The organism is Rhodococcus sp. MPR-R1B, from assembly GCF_058793255.1.
On record NZ_JBXAFO010000006.1, the window covers coordinates 251155 to 274614 of the forward strand.

18 protein-coding genes are annotated in these 23460 nt (G+C 63.8%); 9 read left to right on the forward strand and 9 right to left on the reverse strand.

What is annotated here, in order from left to right; all coding sequences use genetic code 11:
- Window positions 1–17: 17 nt before the first annotated feature.
- From AC1Q61_RS11600 to AC1Q61_RS11620, 5 genes are all read right to left on the reverse strand, one after another.
- Window positions 18–3779 carry a multifunctional oxoglutarate decarboxylase/oxoglutarate dehydrogenase thiamine pyrophosphate-binding subunit/dihydrolipoyllysine-residue succinyltransferase subunit gene (locus AC1Q61_RS11600; protein WP_042450368.1) on the reverse strand — a complete coding sequence of 1254 codons (3762 nt, stop codon included), beginning with the start codon at window positions 3777–3779 and terminating at the stop codon, window positions 18–20.
- 175 nt (window positions 3780–3954) lie between these two features.
- On the reverse strand, window positions 3955–7764 hold the full coding sequence (locus AC1Q61_RS11605; protein ID WP_215516014.1) for an ABC transporter ATP-binding protein: 3810 nt from the start codon (window positions 7762–7764) through the stop codon (window positions 3955–3957).
- Window positions 7765–7800: 36 nt separating this feature from the next.
- Window positions 7801–8574, reverse strand: a complete 774-nt coding sequence (locus AC1Q61_RS11610; protein WP_042923381.1) for an ABC transporter permease — start codon at window positions 8572–8574, stop codon at window positions 7801–7803.
- The gene (locus AC1Q61_RS11615) at window positions 8571–9572 is read right to left on the reverse strand and encodes an ABC transporter ATP-binding protein (protein WP_007736138.1); all 1002 of its coding nucleotides are present in this window, start codon (window positions 9570–9572) and stop codon (window positions 8571–8573) included. Before AC1Q61_RS11615 ends, AC1Q61_RS11610 begins: the two co-directional genes overlap by 4 nt.
- Before the next feature lie 68 nt (window positions 9573–9640).
- Window positions 9641–10390: a hypothetical protein gene (locus AC1Q61_RS11620; RefSeq protein ID WP_003945111.1), complete on the reverse strand. Its 750-nt coding sequence runs from the start codon at window positions 10388–10390 to the stop codon at window positions 9641–9643.
- Between the two features lie 154 nt (window positions 10391–10544).
- On the opposite strand from AC1Q61_RS11620, the gene AC1Q61_RS11625 reads away from it, so the two are divergent.
- Window positions 10545–10955 carry a VOC family protein gene (locus AC1Q61_RS11625; RefSeq protein WP_042923384.1) on the forward strand — a complete coding sequence of 137 codons (411 nt, stop codon included), beginning with the start codon at window positions 10545–10547 and terminating at the stop codon, window positions 10953–10955.
- An 11-nt stretch (window positions 10956–10966) separates the two neighbouring features.
- On the opposite strand, the gene AC1Q61_RS11630 is transcribed toward AC1Q61_RS11625, so the two are convergent.
- Window positions 10967–12001 carry a glutathione S-transferase family protein gene (locus AC1Q61_RS11630; RefSeq protein WP_042450363.1) on the reverse strand — a complete coding sequence of 345 codons (1035 nt, stop codon included), beginning with the start codon at window positions 11999–12001 and terminating at the stop codon, window positions 10967–10969.
- Between the two features lie 23 nt (window positions 12002–12024).
- Complete coding sequence (locus tag AC1Q61_RS11635) at window positions 12025–12714, reverse strand: GNAT family N-acetyltransferase (protein ID WP_007736143.1); 690 nt, start codon at window positions 12712–12714, stop codon at window positions 12025–12027.
- 126 nt (window positions 12715–12840) lie between these two features.
- On the opposite strand from AC1Q61_RS11635, the gene AC1Q61_RS11640 reads away from it, so the two are divergent.
- On the forward strand, window positions 12841–13464 hold the full coding sequence (locus AC1Q61_RS11640) for a PadR family transcriptional regulator (RefSeq protein WP_007736146.1): 624 nt from the start codon (window positions 12841–12843) through the stop codon (window positions 13462–13464).
- 2 nt (window positions 13465–13466) lie between these two features.
- Window positions 13467–14951, forward strand: a complete 1485-nt coding sequence (locus AC1Q61_RS11645) for a DHA2 family efflux MFS transporter permease subunit (RefSeq protein ID WP_003945132.1) — start codon at window positions 13467–13469, stop codon at window positions 14949–14951.
- Here the strand turns inward: AC1Q61_RS11645 and AC1Q61_RS11650 are convergent.
- On the reverse strand, window positions 14911–16311 hold the full coding sequence (locus tag AC1Q61_RS11650) for an FAD-binding oxidoreductase (RefSeq protein WP_215516013.1): 1401 nt from the start codon (window positions 16309–16311) through the stop codon (window positions 14911–14913). The genes AC1Q61_RS11645 and AC1Q61_RS11650 overlap by 41 nt on opposite strands.
- Between AC1Q61_RS11650 and AC1Q61_RS11655 the strand changes: the two genes are divergently transcribed.
- The 4 genes from AC1Q61_RS11655 (at window position 16310) to AC1Q61_RS11670 (ending at window position 20167) form a co-directional block, all read left to right on the forward strand.
- A complete protein-coding gene (locus tag AC1Q61_RS11655) occupies window positions 16310–17110 on the forward strand; it encodes an enoyl-CoA hydratase/isomerase family protein (RefSeq protein ID WP_007736151.1) in 801 nt (266 codons plus the stop codon). The genes AC1Q61_RS11650 and AC1Q61_RS11655 overlap by 2 nt on opposite strands.
- A 93-nt stretch (window positions 17111–17203) precedes the next feature.
- A complete protein-coding gene (locus tag AC1Q61_RS11660; RefSeq protein ID WP_007736152.1) occupies window positions 17204–18397 on the forward strand; it encodes a class I adenylate-forming enzyme family protein in 1194 nt (397 codons plus the stop codon).
- A gap of 35 nt (window positions 18398–18432) precedes the next feature.
- On the forward strand, window positions 18433–19194 hold the full coding sequence (locus tag AC1Q61_RS11665; protein WP_003945127.1) for a crotonase/enoyl-CoA hydratase family protein: 762 nt from the start codon (window positions 18433–18435) through the stop codon (window positions 19192–19194).
- Between the two features lie 7 nt (window positions 19195–19201).
- Entirely contained in the window at window positions 19202–20167 is a 966-nt protein-coding gene (locus tag AC1Q61_RS11670) for an adenosine deaminase (RefSeq protein ID WP_003945144.1), read from the forward strand.
- Window positions 20168–20170: 3 nt separating this feature from the next.
- Here the strand turns inward: AC1Q61_RS11670 and AC1Q61_RS11675 are convergent, their stop codons facing one another.
- Window positions 20171–21484, reverse strand: a complete 1314-nt coding sequence (locus AC1Q61_RS11675; protein ID WP_003945122.1) for a D-arabinono-1,4-lactone oxidase — start codon at window positions 21482–21484, stop codon at window positions 20171–20173.
- 78 nt (window positions 21485–21562) lie between these two features.
- On the opposite strand from AC1Q61_RS11675, the gene AC1Q61_RS11680 reads away from it, so the two are divergent.
- Window positions 21563–22210 (forward strand): TetR/AcrR family transcriptional regulator, encoded by a 648-nt coding sequence (locus AC1Q61_RS11680; RefSeq protein ID WP_020908434.1) that lies wholly within the window; start codon window positions 21563–21565, stop codon window positions 22208–22210.
- A 70-nt stretch (window positions 22211–22280) separates the two neighbouring features.
- Window positions 22281–23456, forward strand: coding sequence for an amino acid deaminase/aldolase (locus tag AC1Q61_RS11685; protein ID WP_003945107.1), 1176 nt, complete (start codon window positions 22281–22283; stop codon window positions 23454–23456).
- Window positions 23457–23460 lie beyond the last annotated feature (4 nt).

Here is a 23460-nt window from a genome sequence, read left to right on the forward strand (position 1 = left end):
TTGTCAAATTACTGAGATCAGTTGGTCGGCAGGAACGCCTCGTCCAAGATCTCCTGCTGCTCCACCGCGTGGACCTTGCTCGATCCCGAAGAGGGAGCGGACATCGGACGACGCGAGATGCGCTTGATACCGGTCAAGGTCTCCGGCAGAAGGTCCGGCAGAGCCAGCCCGAGGAACGGCCACGCACCCTGGTTTGCGGGCTCTTCCTGGACCCAACGGAACTGATCCGCATTCGGGTAACGGTCCAGGGTCTCCTTGAGGCGACGCTTCGGCACGGGGTAGAGCTGCTCCATGCGCACGATGGCGATGTCGTCACGCTCGTCCTTGTGCTTCTTCGCCAGGAGTTCCCAGTACAGCTTGCCGCTGACCAGCAGAACCCGCTTGACCGATTCGCGTGCGCTTTCGCCGCTCTCGTATGCCGGCTCCTCGAAGACCGAACGGAACTTGCCCGTCGTGAAGTCCTCGACGTTGCTGACGGCAGCCTTGTTACGCAGCATCGACTTGGGCGTGAAAACCACCAGCGGACGGCGGATGCCGTCGAGGTGATGGCGACGCAGCAGGTGGAAGTAGCTGGCCGGGGTCGACGGAACCGCAACGGTCATCGAGCCTTCTGCACACAGCTGAAGGAAACGCTCGATGCGACCGGAGGTGTGGTCCGGACCCTGACCCTCGTGACCGTGCGGCAGGAGCAGCACGACGTCGGAGAGCTGACCCCACTTGGCCTCACCCGAAGAGATGAACTCGTCGATGATGGTCTGCGCGCCGTTGACGAAGTCACCGAACTGCGCTTCCCACAGGACCAGAGCGTCGGGGTTACCGACCGAGTAGCCGTACTCGAAGCCCAGACCTGCGTACTCGGTGAGTGCGGAGTCGTAAACCATGAACTTGCCGCCGTTTTCGGCGTCGGCAGCGATCTTGGCGATCGGGCTGTACTCGTTGCCGGTCTTGCGGTCGATGAGGACCGAGTGACGCTGCGTGAACGTTCCTCGCTTGGAGTCCTGACCCGCGAGGCGGATCAAGGCACCCTGCTCGGCCAACGAGCCGAACGCGAGCAATTCTGCGAACGCCCAGTCGACATGTCCCTCACGGGCCATCTCGCGGCGCTTCTCGGCAACCGGCTTGACGCGCGGGTGAACGGTGAAGCCCTCGGGGACGTTGACGAACGCGTCTCCGATGCGCTCGAGAACCTCGGGAGCGACAGCCGTGGTCAGGCGAGCCGGGGGAGTCTGGTCGAGTTCGACGGACTCGGACGGTTCGGGCTGGAACTTTTCGAGTTCACGGACCTCGTTGAAGACCCGTTCGAGCTGGCCCTGGTAGTCGCGAAGTGCGTCTTCGGCTTCCTTGAGCGAGATGTCACCGCGGCCGATAAGGGACTCGGTGTAGCTCTTACGAACGCTGCGCTTGGTGTCGATGACGTCGTACATGGCCGGCTGGGTCATCGACGGGTCGTCGCCCTCGTTGTGACCGCGACGGCGGTAGCAGATGAGGTCGATGACAACGTCCTTGCCGAACTTCTCACGGAAGTCGACGGCCAGCTGAGCAACCCAGACGCAAGCCTCGGGGTCGTCGCCGTTGACGTGGAAGACCGGTGCGGCGATCATCTTCGCGACGTCGGTGCAGTACTCGGACGAGCGTGAATGTTCCGGAGCGGTGGTGAAGCCGACCTGGTTGTTCACAACGATGTGCACGGTGCCACCGGTGCGGTAACCGCGAAGCAGCGAGAGGTTGAGCGTCTCGGCGACAACGCCCTGACCGGCGAATGCAGCGTCACCGTGCAGCATGAGCGGCAGGACGGTGAAGCCTTCTTCACCCTTGTCGAGGATGTCCTGCTTGGCGCGGACCAGGCCTTCGAGAACCGGGTCGACGGCCTCGAGGTGCGACGGGTTTGCGGTCAAGGAGACAGCGATGTCGTTGTCACCGAACATCTGGATGTACGTTCCGCTGGCACCCAAGTGGTACTTCACGTCGCCGGAGCCGTGAGCGGCTGCCGGGTTCATGTTGCCCTCGAACTCCGTGAAGATCTTGGAGTACGGCTTGCCGACGATGTTGGCAAGCACGTTGAGACGGCCACGGTGCGGCATGCCGATGACGACCTCGTCGAGCTGGTGCTCGGCGGCCTGGTCGATCACGGCGTCCATCATCGGGATGACGGCTTCGGCGCCTTCGAGCGAGAAGCGCTTCTGGCCGACGTACTTGGTCTGCAGGAACGTCTCGAAGGCCTCGGCGGCGTTGAGCTTGCTCAGGATGTACTTCTGCTGAGCGACCGAAGGCTTGGCGTGATGGCCCTCGACGCGGTCCTGGATCCACTGACGCTGATCCGTCTCGAGGATGTGCGTGTACTCGACGCCGACGTGGCGGCAGTACGCGTCGCGCAGCACGCTCAACACGTCGCGCAGCTTCATCTTCTCTTGGCCGTGGAAGCCGCCGACCTTGAACTCACGGTCCAGATCCCACAGCGTCAGGCCGTGGCTGATGACGTCGAGGTCGGGGTGGCTGTGGAACTTGTCCTTGACGAACTGCAACGGGTCCGTGTCGGCCATGAGGTGGCCGCGGTCACGGTATGCAGCGATCAGTTCGAGAACGCGGGTGTTCTTGTCGACAGCGCCTTCCGGCACGTCCTTGCGCCACCGCACCGGCTCGTACGGGTTGCCGAGCGCGTGGAAGATCTCGTCGTAGAACTCGTCGCTGATCAGCAGGTTGTGGATCGTGCGCAGGAAATCGCCCGACTCGGCACCCTGGATGATGCGGTGATCGTAGGTCGAGGTGAGAGTCATCAACTTGCCGACGCCCATCTCGGCCAGCTTCTCGTCGCTGGCGCCCTGGAACTCGGCGGGGTATTCCATCGCGCCGGCACCGATGATGGCGCCCTGGCCCTTCATCAGGCGAGGAACGGAGTGAACCGTGCCGATACCGCCCGGGTTGGTCAGCGAAATGGTGACGCCGGTGAAGTCTTCGCCGGTGAGCTTGCCTTCACGGGCGCGTCGGACGATGTCCTCGTATGCCGCGTGGAACTGGACGAAGTTCATCGACTCGGTGTTCCGGATGGCGGCAACTACCAGTGAGCGGTTGCCGTCCTTTCCGGGAAGGTCGATCGCGAGTCCGAGATTGGTGTGCTCGGGCGTGACCGCGTTCGGCTTGCCGTCGATTTCGGCGAAGTGCCGGTTCATGTTGGGGAACGCGTTGACTGCCTGGACGATCGCGTAACCCAAGAGGTGGGTGAACGAGATCTTGCCGCCGCGGGTACGCGCGAGGTGGTTGTTGATGACGATGCGGTTGTCGAACATCAGCTTCGCGGGGATGGCACGCACGCTGGTTGCAGTCGGGATCTCGAGCGAGAGCGACATGTTCTTGACGACTGCGGCTGCGGCGCCGCGGAGAACCTTGGTTTCCTCGGCTCCGCCGGCAGGGGCGGGCTTCGCAGTAGCGGCCGCGGGCTTGGCTGCTGCGGGCTGGGCCGGGGCGGCCTTGGCGGCGGGCGCTGCCGTCTTCGCGGGGGCCGAAGCGGCAGCCTTGGCAGCCGGCGCAGGAGGTGCGGTCTTGGGGGCGGGAGGCGTGGCCTTGGGAGCAGCAGGCGGAGCTACAACAGCGGCGGGTGCAGCCGCGTTGCCGTTCGAGGCAGTCCCGTTTCCACCTCCCGTGTTCGCCGAGTCCGGCGAGTAATCGGTCAAGAATTCGTGCCAACTGGGATCCACGGACGACGGATCGTCCTGGAAGCGTTGGTACATCTCGTCAACCAGCCACTGGTTCTGTCCGAATTGGGATGTAGAACTGCTGCTCACGGCAGGTGTTCGCCTCGTTTCTATTTCGGTACCCGATCAGAGCGCCTATATACATGAGATTAGCCCGAGCGTGTGACGAGCAATTGTGCGGCACACAATTTGTGAGCTGTCTCACGGAAGTCCGTGATCTTGCGATCGCGCACTACCTCTCGGCGGTACAAATCCGTGCCGACTGTCACGCGACGGGGTTGCCTTCGATGACAGTTCTCGACGTCAGATTATTCCCCTCACGCGCCTGCGATGCATCCCAGAGTCCCGAGTAGTGACCACCGGCATACCGCAGAACATCGTGCGGGCCGTATTCAACGATACGTCCCCGGTCAACTACGACAACGAGGTCCGCTCGGGCAGCTGTCGCGAGGCGGTGAGCTACGACGACGGAAGTCCGTTTCCGGGTGACCGACCGACTTGCTTCGAGCACCATTCGTTCGGTCGCGGGATCGAGCGTCGCGGTCGCCTCGTCGAGGAGCAGAAGGTCCGGGTCGACGAGTTCGGCACGGGCCAATGCGATCAGTTGGCGTTGGCCTGCCGAGAGCCCCTGGCCGCGCTCGCCGACGGGATGATTCATGCCTCCACGCATGTCGGCTATCGAATTCAGTGCGCCGACGGAACGTGCCGCTTCCTCGATCTCCGCGTGCGACGCCGACGGCCTGCCGTACGCGATGTTGTCGGCGACCGTGCCGGTGAACAGATGGGCTTCTTGTGGGACCACGCCGAGGCGACGTCGGTACTGCGAGAGGTGGAAGTTCCGGATGTCGGTTCCGTCCACGTCGACCGATCCGGACGTCGGGTCGTAGAAGCGGGCGAGCAACTTCACGACCGTCGACTTCCCGGCACCGGTTCGGCCGACCAGAGCGACGGTCGTGCCCGGCGGGATTTGCAGATCGAAATCGGAGAGGGCGTCGACGTCCGCACCCGAGTACCGGAACCCGACCCCGTCGAGATGGACGGCGCCGTCGAGTCGTCCGGAGATCGCGATCAAATCCTCGCTGTCGGCAGTCTCGATCGAACTGCGAGTGCGCAGCAGGTCGCCGATTCGTTGCAATCCGACGTTTGCCTGTTGGTAACCATCGAACACTTGTGAGAGTTGCTGAATCGGTCCGAACAGCAGACCGAGGTAGAGCACGAAAGCGATCAGTACGCCGGGCGAAGTCGATCCGTTCGCGATCTGGTGCGCACCGACGAACACGACCGCGGCCAACGCGAGGTCGGACAGGAACGAAATGAAAGGGAAGTAGATCGAAATGGCTCGCTGCGACCGCATCCGCGATCGGCGGTAGCTCTCGGAGCGTTCTGCGAACCTACGCGCAGCACCTTCTTCGCGGCGGTAGGCCTGAGCCGCTCGCAGACCGGCGATGTTCTCCTGGAAGTCGGCATTGACGAGCGAGATCCGTTCGCGGGACTGGCTGTAGGCAACCGAGGAGATCTTGCGGAAGACCACGGTCGCGACCACGAGCGGTGGGATGACGGCCAGCGCCACCAGGCCGAGCGTCACGTCGGTCGCCAGGAGGGCGATCGAAATTCCGCCGACGGTCAGGACGCTCACGATCGCCGTCGACATACCGGTTTGGATGAACGACGAGAGCGCGTCGACGTCGGTGGTCATACGCGTCATGATGCGGCCGGACAATTCCCGTTCGTAGTAGTCCAGACCCAGGCGCTGCAAGTGTGCATAGCTGCGGACGCGGAGCCCGAATAGCACGCGTTCACCGGCTCGGGCCGTGAGCACCGTCATGACCGCCACGACGACCCAGTCCGCTGCGACCAGGAGCGCGCCGAATGCCGTCGCTATCCAGAGCGTGCTGCTGTCCGCGGTCACGACTCCGTGGTCGATCGCGTATCTGACGAGGGAGGGAAATGCGATCGCCGCTGCGGAGTCCAGGGCAAGGCACACGACAACCGCCAGTAGAACCCAGCGGACCGGCCTCAAGATCTGTCGGAGTGAGAACTGTGGATTCGATTCGCGCAGGCTCTCAGGAGCGATTCCGGGGTCTTCACGTGCGGGTGGGAGAGCGTCGACTGCTGCCCGCAGGGACGGAGTCACCGCGATTCCGCTGAGCGCTCCGGCCATCGGTCCGCCCGCACCCTGCGCCGAAGCGGTAGTGCTGTCGGCTTCGGATTCCGGAGCCTGCGGCCACAACTGCTCGGCTGTGGGCTCGCTGCGGTCACGTCCGAAAGCATCGGAGTCGACGTCGTCGAGTTCGGCCGGTAGTTCCGGCGGCGAGGAGAACAGGGCACGAAAGAGCGGACATCGCGCTTCCAGTTCGTCCACGGTTCCGGAGTCGATGATCCGTCCGCCGTCGAGAACCGCGACCCGGTCTGCGAGCGTCAGGGTGGACCGCCGGTGAGCGAGGATCAGCGTGGTCTGGCGCCGTCTGGCCCGGAACGCGTCGAAGATCGCAGCCTCGGTTGCCGCATCGACTGCGGAGGTCGCGTCGTCGAGGACCAGGATCCGTGGGTCGACGAGGAGGGCTCGGGCAAGTGCGATGCGCTGACGCTGGCCGCCCGACAGCGTCAGACCTCGTTCACCGACAACGGTGTCGTATCCGTCCGGGAGTGCCTCGATGAAGGTGTCCGCCTGTGCCAGTGCAGCTGCGGCGCGGATGTCCTCGTCGGAGGCGTCCTCGCGCCCCAGTGCGATGTTGGCGGCGATGGTGTCCGAGAACAGGAAAGGTTCGTCGAAGACCAGGCTGACGGCGGCACGAAGCTGTTCTGTGCGCAGTTCGCCGATGGGGAACGTCTCGCCCGCGGTATCGACGGTCACTACACCCGAAGTCGGGGCGTAGAACCGGGGGAGAAGCAAGGACAACGCGGTCTTGCCCGACGCGGCCGGCCCCACGACGGCGACGGTCTCGCCCGGTTCTATGCGGAGGTTCAGCCCGGTCAGGACGTCGCGTTCGGTGTCGAATCCGAATGCCACGTCGTCGAAGGTGACGCCGAGAGGACCGTCGGGCAGGTCCACCGGATGGTCTGGATCGGCGATGTCCGGCTGAGCGTTGATGACGTCGTAGACACGCTCGACAGCGGCGCGCGCCAGCTGCGCCATGACGATGACCGACGACAGAGTTCGGGTGACTCCGGTCATCGTCACGATGTAGGTGGCGAACGCGAGAAACGTTCCCACGGTGATCTTGTCGTGCAGTGCGAGATACCCGCCGAGAGCGATCACTCCCACCTGCCCGAGCTGGGGCAAGGCGGCCATGGTCGGCGCGAATTTCGCGTTCAACCACGCGGCGCGAAGACGCTCCGAATACAACGTGCGGCTGTGCTTTTCGAGTTGGTCGACGGCTCGTTGTTCCTGCCCGAATCCCTTGACGACGCGCACGCCCGTGACGGTTTCCTCGACATGTTGGGCGAGGTCGGCGGCCCGCTGCTGCGCGGACCATGTTGCGGCGAAGAGCATCGGTCGCATCAGGAACACCACCAACCCTACTGCGGGGATGACGGCGACAGCGACGAGAGTCAACAGCGGCGAGAGCCACGCCATGATGCCGATCGCGAGCACGAATTGCAGGAGCGCACCCGCGGACATCGGCACCATCGCGAGCAAACCCTGGACGAGTTGTAAATCGGTGATGGACCGGGATACCACCTGGCCTGTGCGGATCTGATCCTGCCCGCGTCCGTCGAGGCGTTGCAGCGAGCCGAGCAGGGCGAGCCGCAAGTCGTGTTGAACATCGAGCGAGAGTCGGCCGGCAAGCATCCGTCGGCCGTACTGGCACGCGAAGCGGACGACCGCGAGCAGCGCGATCGCCAGCGCGACGAACCCGATCACCTTGCCTGGGTTCTCCTGGCTTGCGGCGTCGAGCGCATATCGGGTCAGAAGAGGAAACGAGATGTCGATCGCCGAAGCGATGACGGTCACCAGAAGCGCGCCGATCGCAACTCTTCGGTGCAACCAGCATGCGTGGGCCAAGCGGCGGATCCAGCCCGGAGCTCGATCGACCTCTCCAGCTACCGGACTGTCCGTGTTGATCGTGTTCATCGAGATCCACGGTAGACCCGGCCCCAGACAGCTTTTTCAGGTGATGTCGCGGGTCCTGGTCCGTAGCCAACCGAGCCCGCAGAACAGAACTACCCAAGCGGCCAGCATCATCGGGCCGCTCGGCCAGGACGCGAACGCGTCGACGTCGATCGACGGGGCCGCATTGACGATCGTGCCGATCGTGGCCGACACCGGAAGCGCGGCCCCGACCCCGCCGAGATCCATCGCGAGCAGTACTGCGCGGATGATCCATTCACCGAAGACGAACCACAGGATGACCGAGAGGGCACCGGCCATCGACGAACCGGTGAGCAGTGCCACCCCGGCGCCGAGCAGTGCCCACAGAGCGCACGCCAGAATGCCTGCGGCGCAGATCGCGAAGAGATCGGTGGTGAAGCTGAAGTCCCGGCCGAAGAGCAACATCGCGCCGATGCTGACTACTTCGACCGCCAACGCGTAGCCGACGGCGAATACCGCGACGACGGCAAGTTTTGCGCCAAGGACTCCGTCGCGGCCGCGAGCTGTGAGGAACGTCGTGGTGAGAGTTTTGTAGCCGAATTCGGATCCGGCGGTGAGTGCTCCGAAGACAGCCGCGAACACCAGGACAAGCGTGTTGGAGACACCGAGGCTGACGCCGGTGGACACGACATCGACGTCGAAGGTGGTGTCTGCCGAATCGGCCACGGCTTCGACGAACGTCCTGGTGGAGGCAGCAATCAGCACGGCCACGACGACCGGTGCGATGGCCAGTGCCCACCAGTAGCGCAGGGTGAGAACTTTGAGTGTCTCCGCGCGCACGAGCGTGGTCATCGGTGTCCTCCGGAAGGTCCGTATGCGGCAGGGCCGTAATAGCCCGGTCCGGAACCGGGACCGGGTGGGCGGTGGTATCCGACCTGGGGAACCGCGTACTGCGGTGTTGTCATCGCGAGGAACAGTTGCTCGAGATCTGCGCCTTCGGTTGCGACGCCGAAGATCGTGACACCGGCGGCGGATGCCACCGGTGGGAGCACCGACGTGTCGGTGCCGCCCACGGCGAGCCGTCCGTCCTGCGTGATCTGGGCGTCGATGATTCCGCGAGCGGCCAATGCCGTGGCGAGGAGCGCTGGGTTGGAACACGAGACGAGCAGTCGACTGCGCTGCGAGCGGCGAAGTTCGTCCATGGTCCCTTGGTAGACGAGTGAGCCGGCGCTGACGATGACCACGCTGTCGACGGTCGCTTCGACTTCACGAAGCGCGTGACTCGAGATCAGAACCGTTCGGCCGGAACCGGCGAAGGTCTGCAGGAACTGACGAAGCCACGCCATGCCCTCGGGGTCGAGTCCGTTCGCGGGTTCGTCGAGCACGAGGATCTCGGGATCACCGAGCATCGCGGTGGCAAGGATCAGGCGTTGGCGCATCCCGAGCGAGAAGGTGCCGGTCTTGTGGACTCCGACCGATCTCAGACCGACCATGTCCAGCACCTGCGCCGCGCGCTGAGTCGGCATGCCGATAGCGGCCGCGTAGATCTCGAGGTGTCCGAGCGCCGTTCGTTTCGGATGGAGACTGCCGACGTCGAGTACTGCGCCGACGGTCCGAGCCGGGTTGGGCAGCAAACGCATCGGGGTGCCGTTGATCGTGGCCGATCCCGACGTCGGTGACACCAGTCCGAGGAGCATCCGCAACGTGGTCGTCTTGCCCGAACCGTTCGGGCCGAGAAACCCGGTGATCGAGCCCGCCTGAACGTCGAAGCTCAGGTCGTTGACCGCGCGCGCCGCCTTGAACGTCTTCGTCAACCCACGAATCTCGATGGGGGCAGAGAAGGATCCCATTGCGGTGTTCGTCAATGCTGCTCCCGGGTCGGCGGCGAATACGTGATGCGAGCCTACGGCCCGGACGGCTATCTGCGGATGGCCCGGCGTGTCTCCGTCTGGGGAAGCACTGCGGCATCGTCGGCAGGCATCACGATCAGGTGGTCGGTCCACCTGGCCGGTGCCGGTCCGAAGGCTTCGCGCGCATTCTTGACGACGCCCTTGCCGATTGCACGGTTGCCCGCACCGCCGATGACCGCACCGATTCCGGCCGGAACGAGCTTGCCGAGGATCAGTGCGCTGCGCTTGGCGGCGTACTTGGTCACGAATTTCCGCACGAGGGTGCTGTTCATTCCCCTCATCGTGGGTCCGGGAATCTTGCTCGTGATTGCCGTTCCCCAGTTCTTGGCTGTGATTCCGGTGGCCTTCTGCACGATCTCCATACCGGATTCGCCGAGGGCGACTGCCAGGACCAGGGCACGTCGTTGCTGGTGATCCTGTACGGAGATTCCATGCACTGACGCAATTGCCAACGTCAGCAGCGCTGACGCCTCGAGGAAGAAAGCCGATTCCGCACCGACGGCAGCGATGGACGCGACCGTTCCGACGCCCGGCACGGCGGCGGTGGCGCCGACGGCACTGCCGCTTCCGGTCACGGCGAGAATGAACATCTTCTCCATCCGCTCGACGATCTGAGCAGGTGACTCGTCGGGGTGGGCCTTACGGACGTGGTTGACGTATTTGGCCACTGCGGGCGCTTGCAGGCGGCTTCCGTTGTCGAGAACGGAAACGAGGACCTTCTCGATACGCCCGCTGTCGTTGTTCGTCGACTTGCTCATTGCTGCCCCTCCACAGTTGTCCTCCTCTGAAGCGAGGTGGACCGTATCTCGAGAATAGGTGAAGTTTTCGCTGGCGGCGGTGATCACCGGGGCCATAGGCTCGTACGAGACTCGGTTTTCTTCGTGAGTTTTCCCAGGCAGGAGTTCGAGTGTTATGACCGCCACTTCGGAATCTCGTTCGACGACCATCTGGCCGACGCTGCGCTACCTCGACGCCCGTGCGGCAATCCACTTTCTGGTGAGCACCTTCGGTTTCGTGGAGAAGGCCGTCTACGGAGAGGGAGACGTGGTGGACCACGCCCAACTCGACTGGCCGGGCGGTGGCGGCATCATGTTGGGTTCGCCGCGCACCGATTCTGCGATCGCCGGCCTGCCCCCTGGAATCGGTTCGGTGTACATCGTCGTGGACGACGCGGACGCCGCCGATGCACTCCACGAACGCGCTGTCGCGGCGGGCGCCACGATCACGCAGGGATTGCGAAACGAGGACTACGGTTCGCGGGGGTTCACCTGCCGTGATCCCGAAGGTGTGTACTGGAGTTTCGGCACGTACGCAGGGGAGTAGCCCCCCGCGACCTACCTGGTGGCCCAGTGCTCTGCCGGAACCACTTCCGACGGGATGGGCGGATGTGGTGGTGTGCCGTCCCCGAACGGTCGGCCACCCAACTGTTCGCGTCCGTGCGGTTCGAGCCAGTGTGTCAATTCCGGTCCCTTGGGCACGATTCCGGAGGGATTGATCTCGGAATGCACGATGTAGTAGTGCGCTTTGATCTGTGTGAAGTCGATGGTGTCACCGAATCCGGGGGTTTGGAACAGATCGCGCGCGTAGTCCCACAGCACCGGCATCTCGCTGAGTTTGCTTCTGTTGCACTTGAAGTGGCCGTGATAGACGGGATCGAACCGCGCCAGCGTGGTGAACAGGCGCACATCGGCTTCGGTGATGGTGTCGCCCACCAGGAAACGTTGCCGGGCAAGACGTTCGGTGAGCCAGTCGAGGCGAGCGAACAGCGTGTCGTATGCCTCGTCGTACGCCTGCTGTGAACCGGCGAAACCGCAGCGGTAGACGCCGTTGTTGACGTCGCGAAAAACGTACTCGGCCACTTCGTCGATTTCGTTTCGCAGAGGCTCCGGGTACAGATCCGGTGCGCCTTCGCGGTGGTACTTCTTCCATTGCGTCGAGAAGTCGAGGGTGATCTGTGGGTAGTCGTTCGTGATCACCTTGCCCGTGGCGATCTCCACCATGGCGGGCACCGTGATTCCCCTGGGGTAGTGGGGATCTCGGGCGAAGTATGCGTCCTGCAGTCGCGGGATCTTCAGTACGGGATCGACGCCGCCCGGGTCGAGATCGAAAGTCCAGCTTCGCTTGTCGTGAACCGGACCGCAGATGCCCATCGACAGTACGTCTTCGAGGCCGAGCAGGCGGCGGACGATGATGGCGCGGTTTGCCCACGGGCAGGCACGTGCCACGATCAACCGGTATCGCCCGGGTTCGACGGGGTAACCGTCGCGGCCGTCCTCGGTGATCCGGGTCGGGATGTAGTTGGTGTCGCGTTTGAATTCACGACCCTCTTCGACGAATGTCGGTTCGCTCGCGCCGTCTTCCGTACTCATCTGCGGTCCCTCTCGTTCGAGTGTCAACTGGGCAGGTGCACGTGTACCCGAGCGTATGCCCCCAGAACGTCGAATTTGGCTTTACGTGGAAGCGTCGCTCCGATCGCACTGCCGCGACTTGTGCGTAGCTGCGGGATCAATCCGGAATCGAGAGCGTCCTCCGCAGCGAGAAGCGTTACTGCGCAGCCGATTCCGTGACGGCGATGCGCTGGAGCAGTCAGGGTCGTGAGATCTGCCACGAATCCCTGAAATTCGGAGTATGCCGCGCATCCGAGCACCTCGGCGGAATCGGTGAGGGCGGTGAACCACCGCGTCCGGTTCCCGAGGTCGGCTGTGGTGCTGTCGTCGGGTGGGCACAGCGCAGCGACGGCGAGGGCGTCGTCGATGTCGTGGGAAATCAGTAGTTGCTCGTCGGGCGGCGCGTCCGTGTAGTCGCCGAGGAAAGCGAGATCGACGGGGCCGGTGATTCTGCCGCCGTGATCGCCGGCGATCTCGAGCAGACGCGCCGGTTGCAGCAGGGCGTCGACGGAGATGTCCTCGGTGCGCTCGATGAACCACTGCGGCCCGACGATCGCACCTGAGCCTGCCAGATCGAGAACGTGGATGTCGTCGCCGACGACGCGGGCCGTGTGTGCCGGCCGAAGTGCCGAGTCGCCGAGGCCCAGTTCACGTGCCCAAGCGAGTCGGATGATGTCGAGGTGATGTTCGTCCACTCGCTACAGGCTAGTCCGATTCGAACGGGTTGATCGAGATGGACAGAGGTCGTATATTCCATGTGGACTATTTCAGGTGGAATAGTCAAGAAATAGTCAATTGCGGCTTGTCAGGGAGGGGGACTCATGGGTGACGTGTCACTGACGCCTCTGGGAATCACCGTTCTGGGCCTGCTGTCCGAGCGTTCGATGCATCCGTACGAGATGTATCAACTGGCCTCGGTTCGCCGGGGCGATCAGTTGGTGAAGATCAAGCCGGGATCGCTCTATCACACGGTTTCCCGGTTGGAGAAGCAGGAACTTCTGGCTTCGATCGGGACCGATCGTGAGGGCAACCGGCCCGAACGGACGACGTACGAGATCACCGCCCGGGGCCGTGAGGCCCTCGAGCATCAACTACGTGAGATGTTGGCGGTTCCGGTGCGGGAGTATCCGCGGTTGCCGCTCGCGCTCGCCGAAATGCACAACCTCTCCGCGTCCACCGCGTGTCAGATGCTTCGAATTCGTCTCGCGCACCTCGACAAGACGATCGCGAAATTCGAGGCCGACTACGAAGCGCTGAAGGCGGCGGAAAAACCACGAATCTTCACGGTGGGCGCGGACTACGCCCACGCACTGACCGTCGCCGAAAGAGAGTGGATCGGCGCGTTGGTGACAGACATCGAGAGCGGCGAAATGCCCTGGCTCTCACAAGAACTTCTCGACCGGCTGGCCGGCTCCGCAGGCTCGTCCGCACTACCTAAGGACTGAAGATGGAAAAGCAGGTCAATCCCTGGCACGCGCTGTGGGCGCTGTGTATCGGGTTCTTCATGATTCTGGTGGACAGCACCATCGTCGCTGTCGCCAACCCTGCGATCATGGAGGACCTCGGCACCGACATCAACAAGGTCGTCTGGGTCACCAGCGCGTACCTGCTGGCGTACGCGGTGCCGCTGCTCGTCACCGGCCGGCTCGGTGACAGGTTCGGACCGAAGAACCTGTACATGATCGGCCTCGTACTGTTCACCGGCGCTTCACTGTGGTGTGGTCTGTCCGGCAGCGTCGAGATGCTCATCGTGGCAAGAGCTTTCCAGGGTCTGGGCGCCGCAATGATGACGCCTCAGACGATGGCCGTCATCACACGCACGTTCGCGCCGAACAAGCGTGGCGCCGCAATGGGCCTGTGGGGCGCGGTTGCCGGTGTTGCGACGCTGGTCGGTCCGCTTGCCGGTGGTGTGTTGGTCGACAATCTCGGCTGGGAATGGATCTTCATCGTCAACGTCCCGGTCGGTGTCATCGCCTTCCTCCTCGCGTGGAAGCTTGTTCCGTCGTTGCCGACCAGCGAGCACAAGTTCGACATCCCCGGCGTGATTCTCAGCGCCGCAGGCATGTTCCTGCTCGTGTTCGGAATCCAGGAAGGCAGTTCGTACGACTGGAACGGATTCGTCTGGAGCCTGATCGGCGCCGGTGTGGTGTTGCTCGCGGTGTTCGTGTTCTACCAGTCGCGCAACAAGAACGAGCCCTTGCTCCCACTCGAACTCTTCAAGGACCGCAACTTCTCGCTCGCCAACGTCGCGATCACCGCGATGGGCTTCGCGATCACGTCGATGGTCCTTCCGCTGATGTTCTACACCCAGGCAGTTCGCGGACTCTCCCCGACGCAGTCGGCGCTCCTCCTCGTTCCGATGGCCGTGCTGACCGGCATTTTTGCGCCGATCATCGGCAAGCTCGTCGACAAGACGCATCCGCGCTACATCGCGGGCACCGGCTTCCTGCTGTTCGCGATCGCCCTGGGCTGGCTCGCACTGGTGATGTCTCCCGACGTCGCGATCTGGGAACTGCTCCTGCCGATCGGCCTGATCGGCTTCGCCAACGCATGCATCTGGTCACCGCTCGCGGCCACCGCCACACACAACCTGCCTCCGATGCAGGCCGGCGCCGGCGCCGGCGTCTACAACACCACCCGGCAGGTGGGTGCGGTTCTCGGCAGTGCCGCGATCGGAGCACTGATCACCGCACGATTGGCGGCTCAGGGTCTGACCGGCGGCAGTTCCGAAGCCGGAGTGGGTCACCTACCCGAGTTCGTCCGTGAACCGTTCAGCACGGCGATGTCGGAGTCGATTTGGCTGCCCGCAGGCGTGCTGCTCATCGGCTTCGTCGCTTCGGTGTGCTTCGCTCGGCCTCTGCGCGGCGACGCACACGACGACGCGATGGCCGTCAGTGCCGAAGCGCGTCGGGAAACATCACTGCACGATTGAGATAGTCGCTCGGGTCCAGGGCTCGCTTGATCGCCCACATCGTGGCTATGTCCTCCGCAGAGAGGGCCAGGTCCAGATAGTTGCGTTTGAGCGAGCCCACCCCGTGCTCGGAACTGACGTTTCCGCCGTGATCGCGAACCAGTTCGAGGACGCTGCGGTACACGGTGTCGGCGTTCGGGCAGTTCAGGACGTTGAGGTGGATGTTTCCCTCGGCGACATGTCCGAAGAGGATCGGAATTGCCTCGGGGGCACGACTCGCGATCACCGCCGCGGCGTCCTCGGCGAAGGTGGCAAGCGAGTCCAGCGGCAGCGCCGCGTCGAATTTCAGTGGGGGACCGAACAGTCCGACCACTTCGGCGAAACACTCCCGCGCCGCCCACAAACGCGTCGAGCCGGGATCGTCGACCGCCACTGCCGGGGTCTGCGGTGGGTCGATGCGTTCGAGCAGCTCGGCCAGGTCTTCCAGCGGATCGTGGGCCGCGGACACCTCGGCGAGCAGGTACCACGGTCGCCCCGTCGGCACCGCGGCGTTCAAATGGCGTGCGGCCAATTCGAGTCCACGGCCGTCCACCAACTCCAGTGCGTCGACGCCGTCGAGAGTGCGCAACGTGCGCCCCGCGTCCACGACGTCTTGCAGTCGGTCGAAACCGGTCAGCGTCGTGACCCGGTGACTCGGTACCCGTCGTAGTTTCAGATCGACTGCCGTGACCACACCAAGAGTTCCCTCGCTGCCCACCCACAGTGCGGGCAGGTTGTATCCGGAATTGTCGGACAACACTTTCGGTGACCGACGCACCGTGGTCCCGTCGGGGAGCACCACCTCGAGTCCGAGCACCTGTTCGGCCATGTTCCCGTATCGAACCGTGTGCAGGCCACCGGCATTGGTGGAGACCATGCCGCCGATCGTCGCAGTGTCCCGCGAGGCTATGTCGACACCGAACTTCAAACCGGCGGCGGCGGCCGCCGAATGTACCTGCGCGAGTGTCACTCCCGCACCGACGGTGATCCGACCGGCGGCAACATCGACTTCGCCGATCGCCTCGAGGCGTTCGGTGGAGAGCAGGACGTCGTCGTGCTCGGGCACCGTCCCGGCGACCAGACCGGTTCGCCCGCCCTGAACGGTGACCGGTACGCCGCGCGAGCGGCACACGTTCAGCACTGCCGAGACTTCGGCGGTATTTCCGGGTCGGACCAGAGCACTGGCGCGCCCGCTGTAGCGCCCTGTCTGGTCGGTGGAACGGGTCGCCAATACGTCGGCGTCGTCGACGACGAACCGGTGTCCCACAACGTCCGCGAGTGCATTTCTCAGACCGTCCACCCGACGATCGTAGGCCGGTTCGATGTGGCAGTGTGGCGGCATGACTGCTCCCGAATCGCATCCCACCCGTCTCGAGCGCTTCACCACCGATGGTGGTGCCGAGGTGGCTGTCCTGACGTTCGCGCACGGACCACTCAATCTGTTCGATCAGGCCATGTTCGACGCCGTCATCGCCGATGTTGCAGCGCTGACCGAAAACCCACCGCGCGCTGTGCTTCTGCGCGCCGAGGGCAAGGTCAACTCGGCCGGCGTCGACGTCCATGTGTTCGACGGACTGAACCCGGAGCAGGGAGCGGAATTGTGGCGCGAACTGTTCGCCCAGATCTGCCATCCGCTCGAGGCGTTGCCGTGCCCGGTCATCTACGCGGCGCACGGGCTGACGCTGACTGCTGCCTTCGAGATCTCCTTGGCCTGCGACATCATCCTCGCGGCGCCGAAGGCGAAGTTCGGACTGGTCGAGACAGTGGTCGGTCTGACGCCGTCCATGGGTGGACCGCAGCGTTTGGCCGAGCGCGCCGGTTCCGGACGGGCTCGGGAGTTGGTCATGACCGGCGATCTCTACGACGCCGCAACCCTGCACTCGTGGGGCGTCGTCAATGCAGTTCACGACGATGTCGATGCTGCGGCGCGTGCCCTGGCGGCCCGGTTGGCGGACGGGCCCACGCGAGCCCACGACGCCACCAAGCAGATCGTGGCGGCCTGGCGTTCCGGCGGGATCGCCCACGCGGATTCGGTGACTCCCGGGGTGTCCGGTGCGCTGTTCGCCACCGATGACCTACGCGGCGCTGTCCGCAGTTTCCTCGAGGTCGGACCGGGCAAAGCGGTCTACTCCGGAAAGTAAGTTTGCGACGATTATCGCCAGAGACCTCCACGAACTGTGATCCACGTCATATAGTCGAATGGCCGGTGGGTTGTCAGTGACGTGGAGGTATCGATGCGGTCGACGCTTGTGGAATACCCGTGTTCGACTCAGCTCCTCGCCGACGCCCGTGTCACCCGTGCGGGTGACGGGGTGCTTCGGTACAGCCAACTCGACCCGTCGCTGTCCGAACTCCTCGATATCGCCGTTCATCGATTCTCCTCACGCATCGCGGTGGAGGAGGTCGACGGCGAGCAGGTCACCTTCGCGGAGTTGTGGGCCGAGGCGTCGCGGGTCGCAGGCGGGCTGAAGTCGCGAGGCGTCGAGATCGGTGACCGTGTGGCCATTCGCGTCGCCGCCGGGGTGAGGTGGATGGAGGCGTGCCTCGGCGTCATTCTCGCCGGCGGTGTTCCAGTCTCCGTGGGTGTTCATCTGAGCGACGACGCGGCGGACTTCGTCATCGCGGACAGTGGCTCGGTGTTGGTGCTCGACGGGGAACTCCCACACGGTGTTCCGTTCATCGACGACGGTGCCGCCCCGGAGGAGATGGCGATCCTCGCGTACACCGCCGATTCTTCGGGCGAAATGCTGGGCGTCGAGTTGAGCAACGAGAACGTGCTCTCCGCCATCGTCGGCATTCTGCACTCGCGCGATTACGGCGTCGAAGGTGTGCGCAATCTGTTGGTGGACAATGACTTCAAGTCGGTACGGCAATTCGTGCACGTGCTCGCGACGTTGGTGGTCGGTGGAACGGTGGTCCTCGCCGGCGACTTCTGGCGTGAGAGTGTGCATACCGTCGACATCGTGACCGGGCGGCCCGAGGACCTGCTCGAGCCTCGGTTGCTCACCCTCGGGCCGGCGGCGCGTGCCGGTTCGAGGTCGGTGCAGTGGATCGATTGCAGCGGGTCGCCGATCACGGTCGAACAGGAAGCCAAGCTGCTGACCCTGTTCCCGGCTGCTCGGCATGTGATCGGGTGGGGCAAAACCGAGACCTGTGGGGCTGGTCTCATTCTGCCAACCGAGTCGGCACCCACCCACCTCGGAAGCGTCGGAATCGCTTTCGGTGGAATGGAAGTGGCGTTGTACGGCCCGGATGCTCCAGGTGGTTTCGGTGAGTTGCTGTGCCGTGGACCGAGTGTCACGCGTCGGTATTGGAACTCGCCGCAAGCGACCTCGACGAGGTTCACCCAGGGGTGGTTCTGCACTCACGACACCGCGCAGATCGACCCCGATGGCTTCGTCCGTATTGTCGAACGCAACGTCGCGTAGTCACGCGAGCGTGGTCGACAAACGAGAGGGACATCATGGCGGACGAGGTTCTCACCGAGCGGCGCGGGCGGACACTGATCATCACCATCAACCGGCCCGAGGCGCGTAACGCCATCAACTCGGCGGTCAGTCACGCATTGGCCGCTGCGGTCGAAGAGCTCGATGCGGACGACGATCTGTCCTTGGCGGTGCTGACAGGGGCCGGCGGAAACTTCTGTGCCGGTATGGATCTGAAGGCATTCGTGGCCGGCGAGAACGTACTCGTGCCGGGACGCGGTCTCGGATTCACGGAAGGGCCGCCGCGTAAGCCGATCATTTCGGCGGTCGAGGGCTTCGCGTTGGCAGGCGGCACGGAACTCGTGCTTGCCACCGACCTGGTGGTCGCGTCGTCCGAAGCGAAGTTCGGTATCCCGGAGGTCAAGCGAGGGCTGGTCGCAGGTGGAGGCGGATTGTTGCGCCTGCCCAAGCGGATTCCGTACCAGAAGGCATTGGAACTGGCCCTGACCGGTGACAGTTTCACAGCCGAGGAGGCCTACCGCTACGGCTTCGTGAACACGTTGACCGAGCCGGGTAAGGCGCTCGAAGGCGCGCTGGAGCTGGCTGATCGCATCACCCGCAACGGACCGCTCGCGGTTGCGGTCACCAAGGAGATCATCGTCAAGGCCGGCGGTTGGTCCGACGACGAAGCTTTCGCGAAGCAGTTGCAGGTCATGGCGCCGGTGTTCGCGTCCGAAGATGCACGCGAGGGCGCGACGGCGTTCGCCGAGAAGCGCGCCCCGGTCTGGAAGGGGCGGTAACACCGACATGGCTACACCTGTCGCAGAGCTGCACATGCACATCGAGGGTTCTCTGGAACCCGAACAGATTTACCGACTTGCCGAGCGCAATCGAATGGACTTGCCGTACAAGGACATCGACGATCTGAAGTCGAGGTACGAGTTCACCGATCTGCAGTCGTTCCTCGATCTCTACTTCGCCAACATGGCCGTCCTGCGCACCGCGGAGGATTTTGCCGACCTGACGCGAGCGTACTTCCGCCGCGCGGCTGCCGCCGGCGTCGCGCATGCCGAGTTCTTCTTCAATCCACAGGCGCACGTGGTCCGTGGTGTTCCGCTGACCGAGGTCCTGGACGGGATCATGGATGCGGTGGCATCGAGTGAGCGCGAGTTCGGGCTCAGCAGCGCGGCAATCGCCGCCATCCTCCGAGATCAGCCCGTCAAAGACGCCGAGGAGATCTTCTCCGAGATAATTCGCCTGCAGGCTCCGATCGTCGGGCTCGGACTCGACTCCGCGGAGGTCGGCAACCCGCCGTCACTGTTCGAGGACGTGTTCGCCCGCGCGCGTGCCGAGGGTTTGCACGTTGTGGCTCACGCCGGTGAAGAGGGACCGCCCGAGTACATCTGGCAGGCGCTCGACATTCTCGGCGCCGAGCGGATCGACCACGGAGTCCGGGCACTCGAGGATCCTGCCCTGATCGAGCGTCTGGTCGACGAGGAGATTCCACTGACGGTCTGCCCGTTGTCGAACGTTCGTCTGCGGGTGTTCGATTCGCTGTCGGATCATCCGCTTCGATCGATGCTCGAGATGGGTTTGATCGTCACGGTCAACTCCGACGACCCGGCCTACTTCGGGGGATATGTCGACGACAATTTCACCGAACTGGGCCGAGCCCTGGGTCTGACGGAGGCCGAGCGAGACACCCTCGCCCGGAACTCGATCAAAGCCTCGTTTGCGAGCGATGCGCGAAAAGCGGAACTGCTGCGGCACTGACCGTCAGTCGCCGAGTACCTGACGCAAGTATTCGTTGTCGAACACACGATTCGCGTCGTACTTGTCTCGAACGGCGACAAAGTCGTCGAGTCGGTCGTACGTAGGACGCAGGTCGTCGACGGTCCGGTTGTGCATTTTTCCCCAATGCGGCCGGCCGTCGACGGCGCGCGCGATGGCTTCCACCGCGGCGAAGTATTCGGTTTCGGGTCGGCGGTGGTACTGGTGTACCGCGATGTATGCGGTGTCGCGTCCGTGAGCAGTGGAGAGCCAGAGGTCGTCGGCGGCAGCGAAACGTACTTCGACGGGGAAAGCTACGTTGGTTCCGGACTTCTTCATCCAGCGATCGATTTCGTGAAGTGTCTCGGTGACGTGTTCGCGGGGAATCGCGTACTCCATCTCCTTGAACTTCACGCGGCGCGAAGACGCGAATACCCGGTAGCTGCGATCGGTGAACTCGCGGGCGCCGAGCAATCGGGACGACACGTTGTTGATTCTCGGGATCGCGGCCGGTGCCAGGGTGGCAACGCGGTTGACACCTTCGAAGAGTGTGTTCGAGAGGAGTTCGTCGTCGACGAACGCGCGGACCTTGCCCACCGGATCGGGTTCGGTATCTCCGGGGAGTCGCGTATTGCTCTTCGTCAGGACACGATCGGTGTGCGGGAACCAGTAGAACTCGAAGTGATCCAGGCCCAGGCGATCGCCCTCGAGGGTGTCCAGTATGTGAGACAGCGTGTCGGGTTCCTCGATTGCGCGAAGTGTGAATCGCGGAACGCAGGCGAGAGTGATCTTCGAAATGATGCCGATTGCGCCCAATCCGAGGCGGCCCGCTTCGAACAACTCGACGTTTTCGTCGGCGCTTGCGGAAACGACGGATCCGTCGGCGAGAACGACCTCGATTCCGCGAATCTGTGTGGCGATACCGCCGAATCGTGCGCCGGTGCCGTGCGTGCCGGTGGACGTCGCGCCGGCCAGTGACTGGACGTCGATGTCACCGAGATTTGCCATCGCATATCCGCGTTGCCACAAGGCGTCGTTGAGAGCATGAAGGCGAGTGCCTGCAAAAACAGTGACCAGCGCACCGTCGTCGGTCGGTGTGATCGAGTCGATTCCGCTCAAGTTGTCCAGGCTGACGAGGACACCGTCAGTGACCGCGACACCGGTGAACGAGTGGCCGGCGCCGACGGCCTTCACGCGTTGGCCACGCGAGGCGGCCTCGGCGACCAACGACGAAAGTTCACGGGTATTTGTCGGCGTCGCAAAGCGACGCGGCGCGGCGCTTTGAGTGCCCGCCCAGTTCTGCCAAGTGTCCGAAGCCATTACGCAATAATGTACTTGGACGGTCGTCCAGGCAAGTATTGCGCGAAGATTTTGTCATTTGCGTTCTACGATCATTGGATGCTGAACAGGCTCCCGGCGGACGAACGCCGCACACAATTGGTCGAGTCCGCCTTGTCTATTGCGGAACAGCGCGGTGTCAGTTCTGTGACGGTAAGGGCGGTGGCAGAGGAGGCCGGGGTATCGCTCGGCGTCGTTCATTACTGCTTCGAGAGCAAGGAAGCGCTGATCGCGGCAATGGGTGAAACGCTCATTCTGCAGCTCAGTGCGTCGATGCAGTATGCGTTCGCGCAGGTCCGCCATGCGCCGGATCTCAGTGGCGTGCAGGGGCTCAGGGAATTGCTGCACATCGGCCTGACCGGAATGTGGCCGACCATCGAGGCAACCCCGGATCGCCAGTTGTTGACCTACGAAATTACCGCGCAGGCACTGCGTAGTCGCAATCTCGGAGCCGAACGTGCTGGGGCGGTTGCATTTGAGCAGTACCGAATAATGGATGAGCTCGCGGTGTCGTTTCTCGAAGAGTGCGCCAAGATATCGGGCACGGTGTGGACGGAGCCGTTGAGTTCGATTGCGCGACTGAGTCTTGCAATGATCGACGGCCTTGTTCTGCGATGGCTGGTCGATCGTGACTCCGACGCGACTATTGCCGAGTTCGGAGAAATGGTTCAGGTAATCGCCAATAAAGCCGTGGTCGCGCCTCAGTAGAGCTGCCATCCTGGACATACGTCCAGGATTGGTGATTGACTGGTCGCACGCCGCGACGATTGGATCATCTGTGACCCGGACCCTTGATCGACTCACTGCTGCCACGCGAGAACTCGACCCGCCTCTGGCTGCTCTGGATCTGACCACCCTGCGCAGTAATGCAGCCGACCTGGTGCGCCGTGCCGGTGGAACCCCGGTGCGAGTGGCGAGCAAATCGGTTCGTTGTCGGACGGTTCTGGCTGAAACTCTCGGCGACACACTGACCGCGTCCGGCGGATTCCGCGGAATCATGGCGTACTCACTGCGCGAGGCTCTGTGGCTGGTCGGGCTGGGCGCACGGGACATCCTGATGGGGTACCCGACCGCCGATCGTGGCGCCATCGCGGATCTCGCTGCCGACGACACCGCTCTCGCATCGATCACCTTGATGGTCGACGACGATGCGCAGTTGGACCTCATTCGTTCGGCGTCGACGGGAGATGCGCCTGTCCGGGTGTGTCTCGACGTCGATGCGTCACTTCGGATCGGTCCGATTCATCTAGGCGTACGACGCTCGCCGCTGCGCGAACCTGCCGCGGTCGCCGCACTCGCGGCGCGTGCTCGTCAGCGCGGATTCTCCGTCGTCGGAGTGATGTTCTACGAAGCCCAGATCGCCGGCCTCCCGGACACCAGCGCTCCGATCGGTTGGGTCAAGAAGGCCTCTGCCCGCGAACTGGCGTCCAGAAGAGGCGCTGTGGTCGCGGCCGTCACCGATGCCGTGGGTGCACTCGAGATCGTCAACAGCGGCGGTACGGGGTCGCTGGAGGTCAGCTCGGCCGATCCTGTGGTGACCGAGGTAACAGCAGGCTCCGGACTGTACGTACCGACCCTGTTCGACCGCTACCGCGCCTTCCGCCCCGATCCGGCGCTGTTCTTCGCACTGTCGGCAGTGCGCAAACCGACGCCGTCCGTCACGACCCTGTTCGGCGGCGGATACATCGCGTCCGGACCTGCCGGAGCCACCCGCGTTCCGTCACCGGTCTGGCCCGCCGGTCTCAAACTGCTCCGCAACGAAGGTGCCGGCGAAGTCCAGACGCCGGTCACCGGGAAGGAAGCCGGAAACATCGCGATCGGCGACCGCGTGTGGTTCCGTCACGCCAAGGCCGGCGAGCTGTGCGAGCGCTTCGACCGCGTGTACGTGGTCGAAGCCGACGGCACCCGAACCTCGGTTCCCACCTATCGCGGCGAAGGGCAGTGCTTCGGGTAAGGCA

Excerpts from the sequence above, each read along its gene's own strand:
- AC1Q61_RS11605 (WP_215516014.1), bottom strand. The coding sequence starts at position 7,764 with ATGAACACGATCAACACGGACAGTCCGGTAGCTGGAGAGGTCGATCGA.
- AC1Q61_RS11610 (WP_042923381.1), bottom strand. The coding sequence starts at position 8,574 with ATGACCACGCTCGTGCGCGCGGAGACACTCAAAGTTCTCACCCTGCGC.
- AC1Q61_RS11615 (WP_007736138.1), bottom strand. The coding sequence starts at position 9,572 with ATGGGATCCTTCTCTGCCCCCATCGAGATTCGTGGGTTGACGAAGACG.
- AC1Q61_RS11620 (WP_003945111.1), bottom strand. The coding sequence starts at position 10,390 with ATGAGCAAGTCGACGAACAACGACAGCGGGCGTATCGAGAAGGTCCTC.
- AC1Q61_RS11625 (WP_042923384.1), top strand. The coding sequence starts at position 10,545 with ATGACCGCCACTTCGGAATCTCGTTCGACGACCATCTGGCCGACGCTG.
- AC1Q61_RS11630 (WP_042450363.1), bottom strand. The coding sequence starts at position 12,001 with ATGAGTACGGAAGACGGCGCGAGCGAACCGACATTCGTCGAAGAGGGT.
- AC1Q61_RS11640 (WP_007736146.1), top strand. The coding sequence starts at position 12,841 with ATGGGTGACGTGTCACTGACGCCTCTGGGAATCACCGTTCTGGGCCTG.
- AC1Q61_RS11645 (WP_003945132.1), top strand. The coding sequence starts at position 13,467 with ATGGAAAAGCAGGTCAATCCCTGGCACGCGCTGTGGGCGCTGTGTATC.
- AC1Q61_RS11655 (WP_007736151.1), top strand. The coding sequence starts at position 16,310 with ATGACTGCTCCCGAATCGCATCCCACCCGTCTCGAGCGCTTCACCACC.
- AC1Q61_RS11650 (WP_215516013.1), bottom strand. The coding sequence starts at position 16,311 with ATGCCGCCACACTGCCACATCGAACCGGCCTACGATCGTCGGGTGGAC.
- AC1Q61_RS11660 (WP_007736152.1), top strand. The coding sequence starts at position 17,204 with ATGCGGTCGACGCTTGTGGAATACCCGTGTTCGACTCAGCTCCTCGCC.
- AC1Q61_RS11665 (WP_003945127.1), top strand. The coding sequence starts at position 18,433 with ATGGCGGACGAGGTTCTCACCGAGCGGCGCGGGCGGACACTGATCATC.
- AC1Q61_RS11670 (WP_003945144.1), top strand. The coding sequence starts at position 19,202 with ATGGCTACACCTGTCGCAGAGCTGCACATGCACATCGAGGGTTCTCTG.
- AC1Q61_RS11675 (WP_003945122.1), bottom strand. The coding sequence starts at position 21,484 with ATGGCTTCGGACACTTGGCAGAACTGGGCGGGCACTCAAAGCGCCGCG.
- AC1Q61_RS11680 (WP_020908434.1), top strand. The coding sequence starts at position 21,563 with ATGCTGAACAGGCTCCCGGCGGACGAACGCCGCACACAATTGGTCGAG.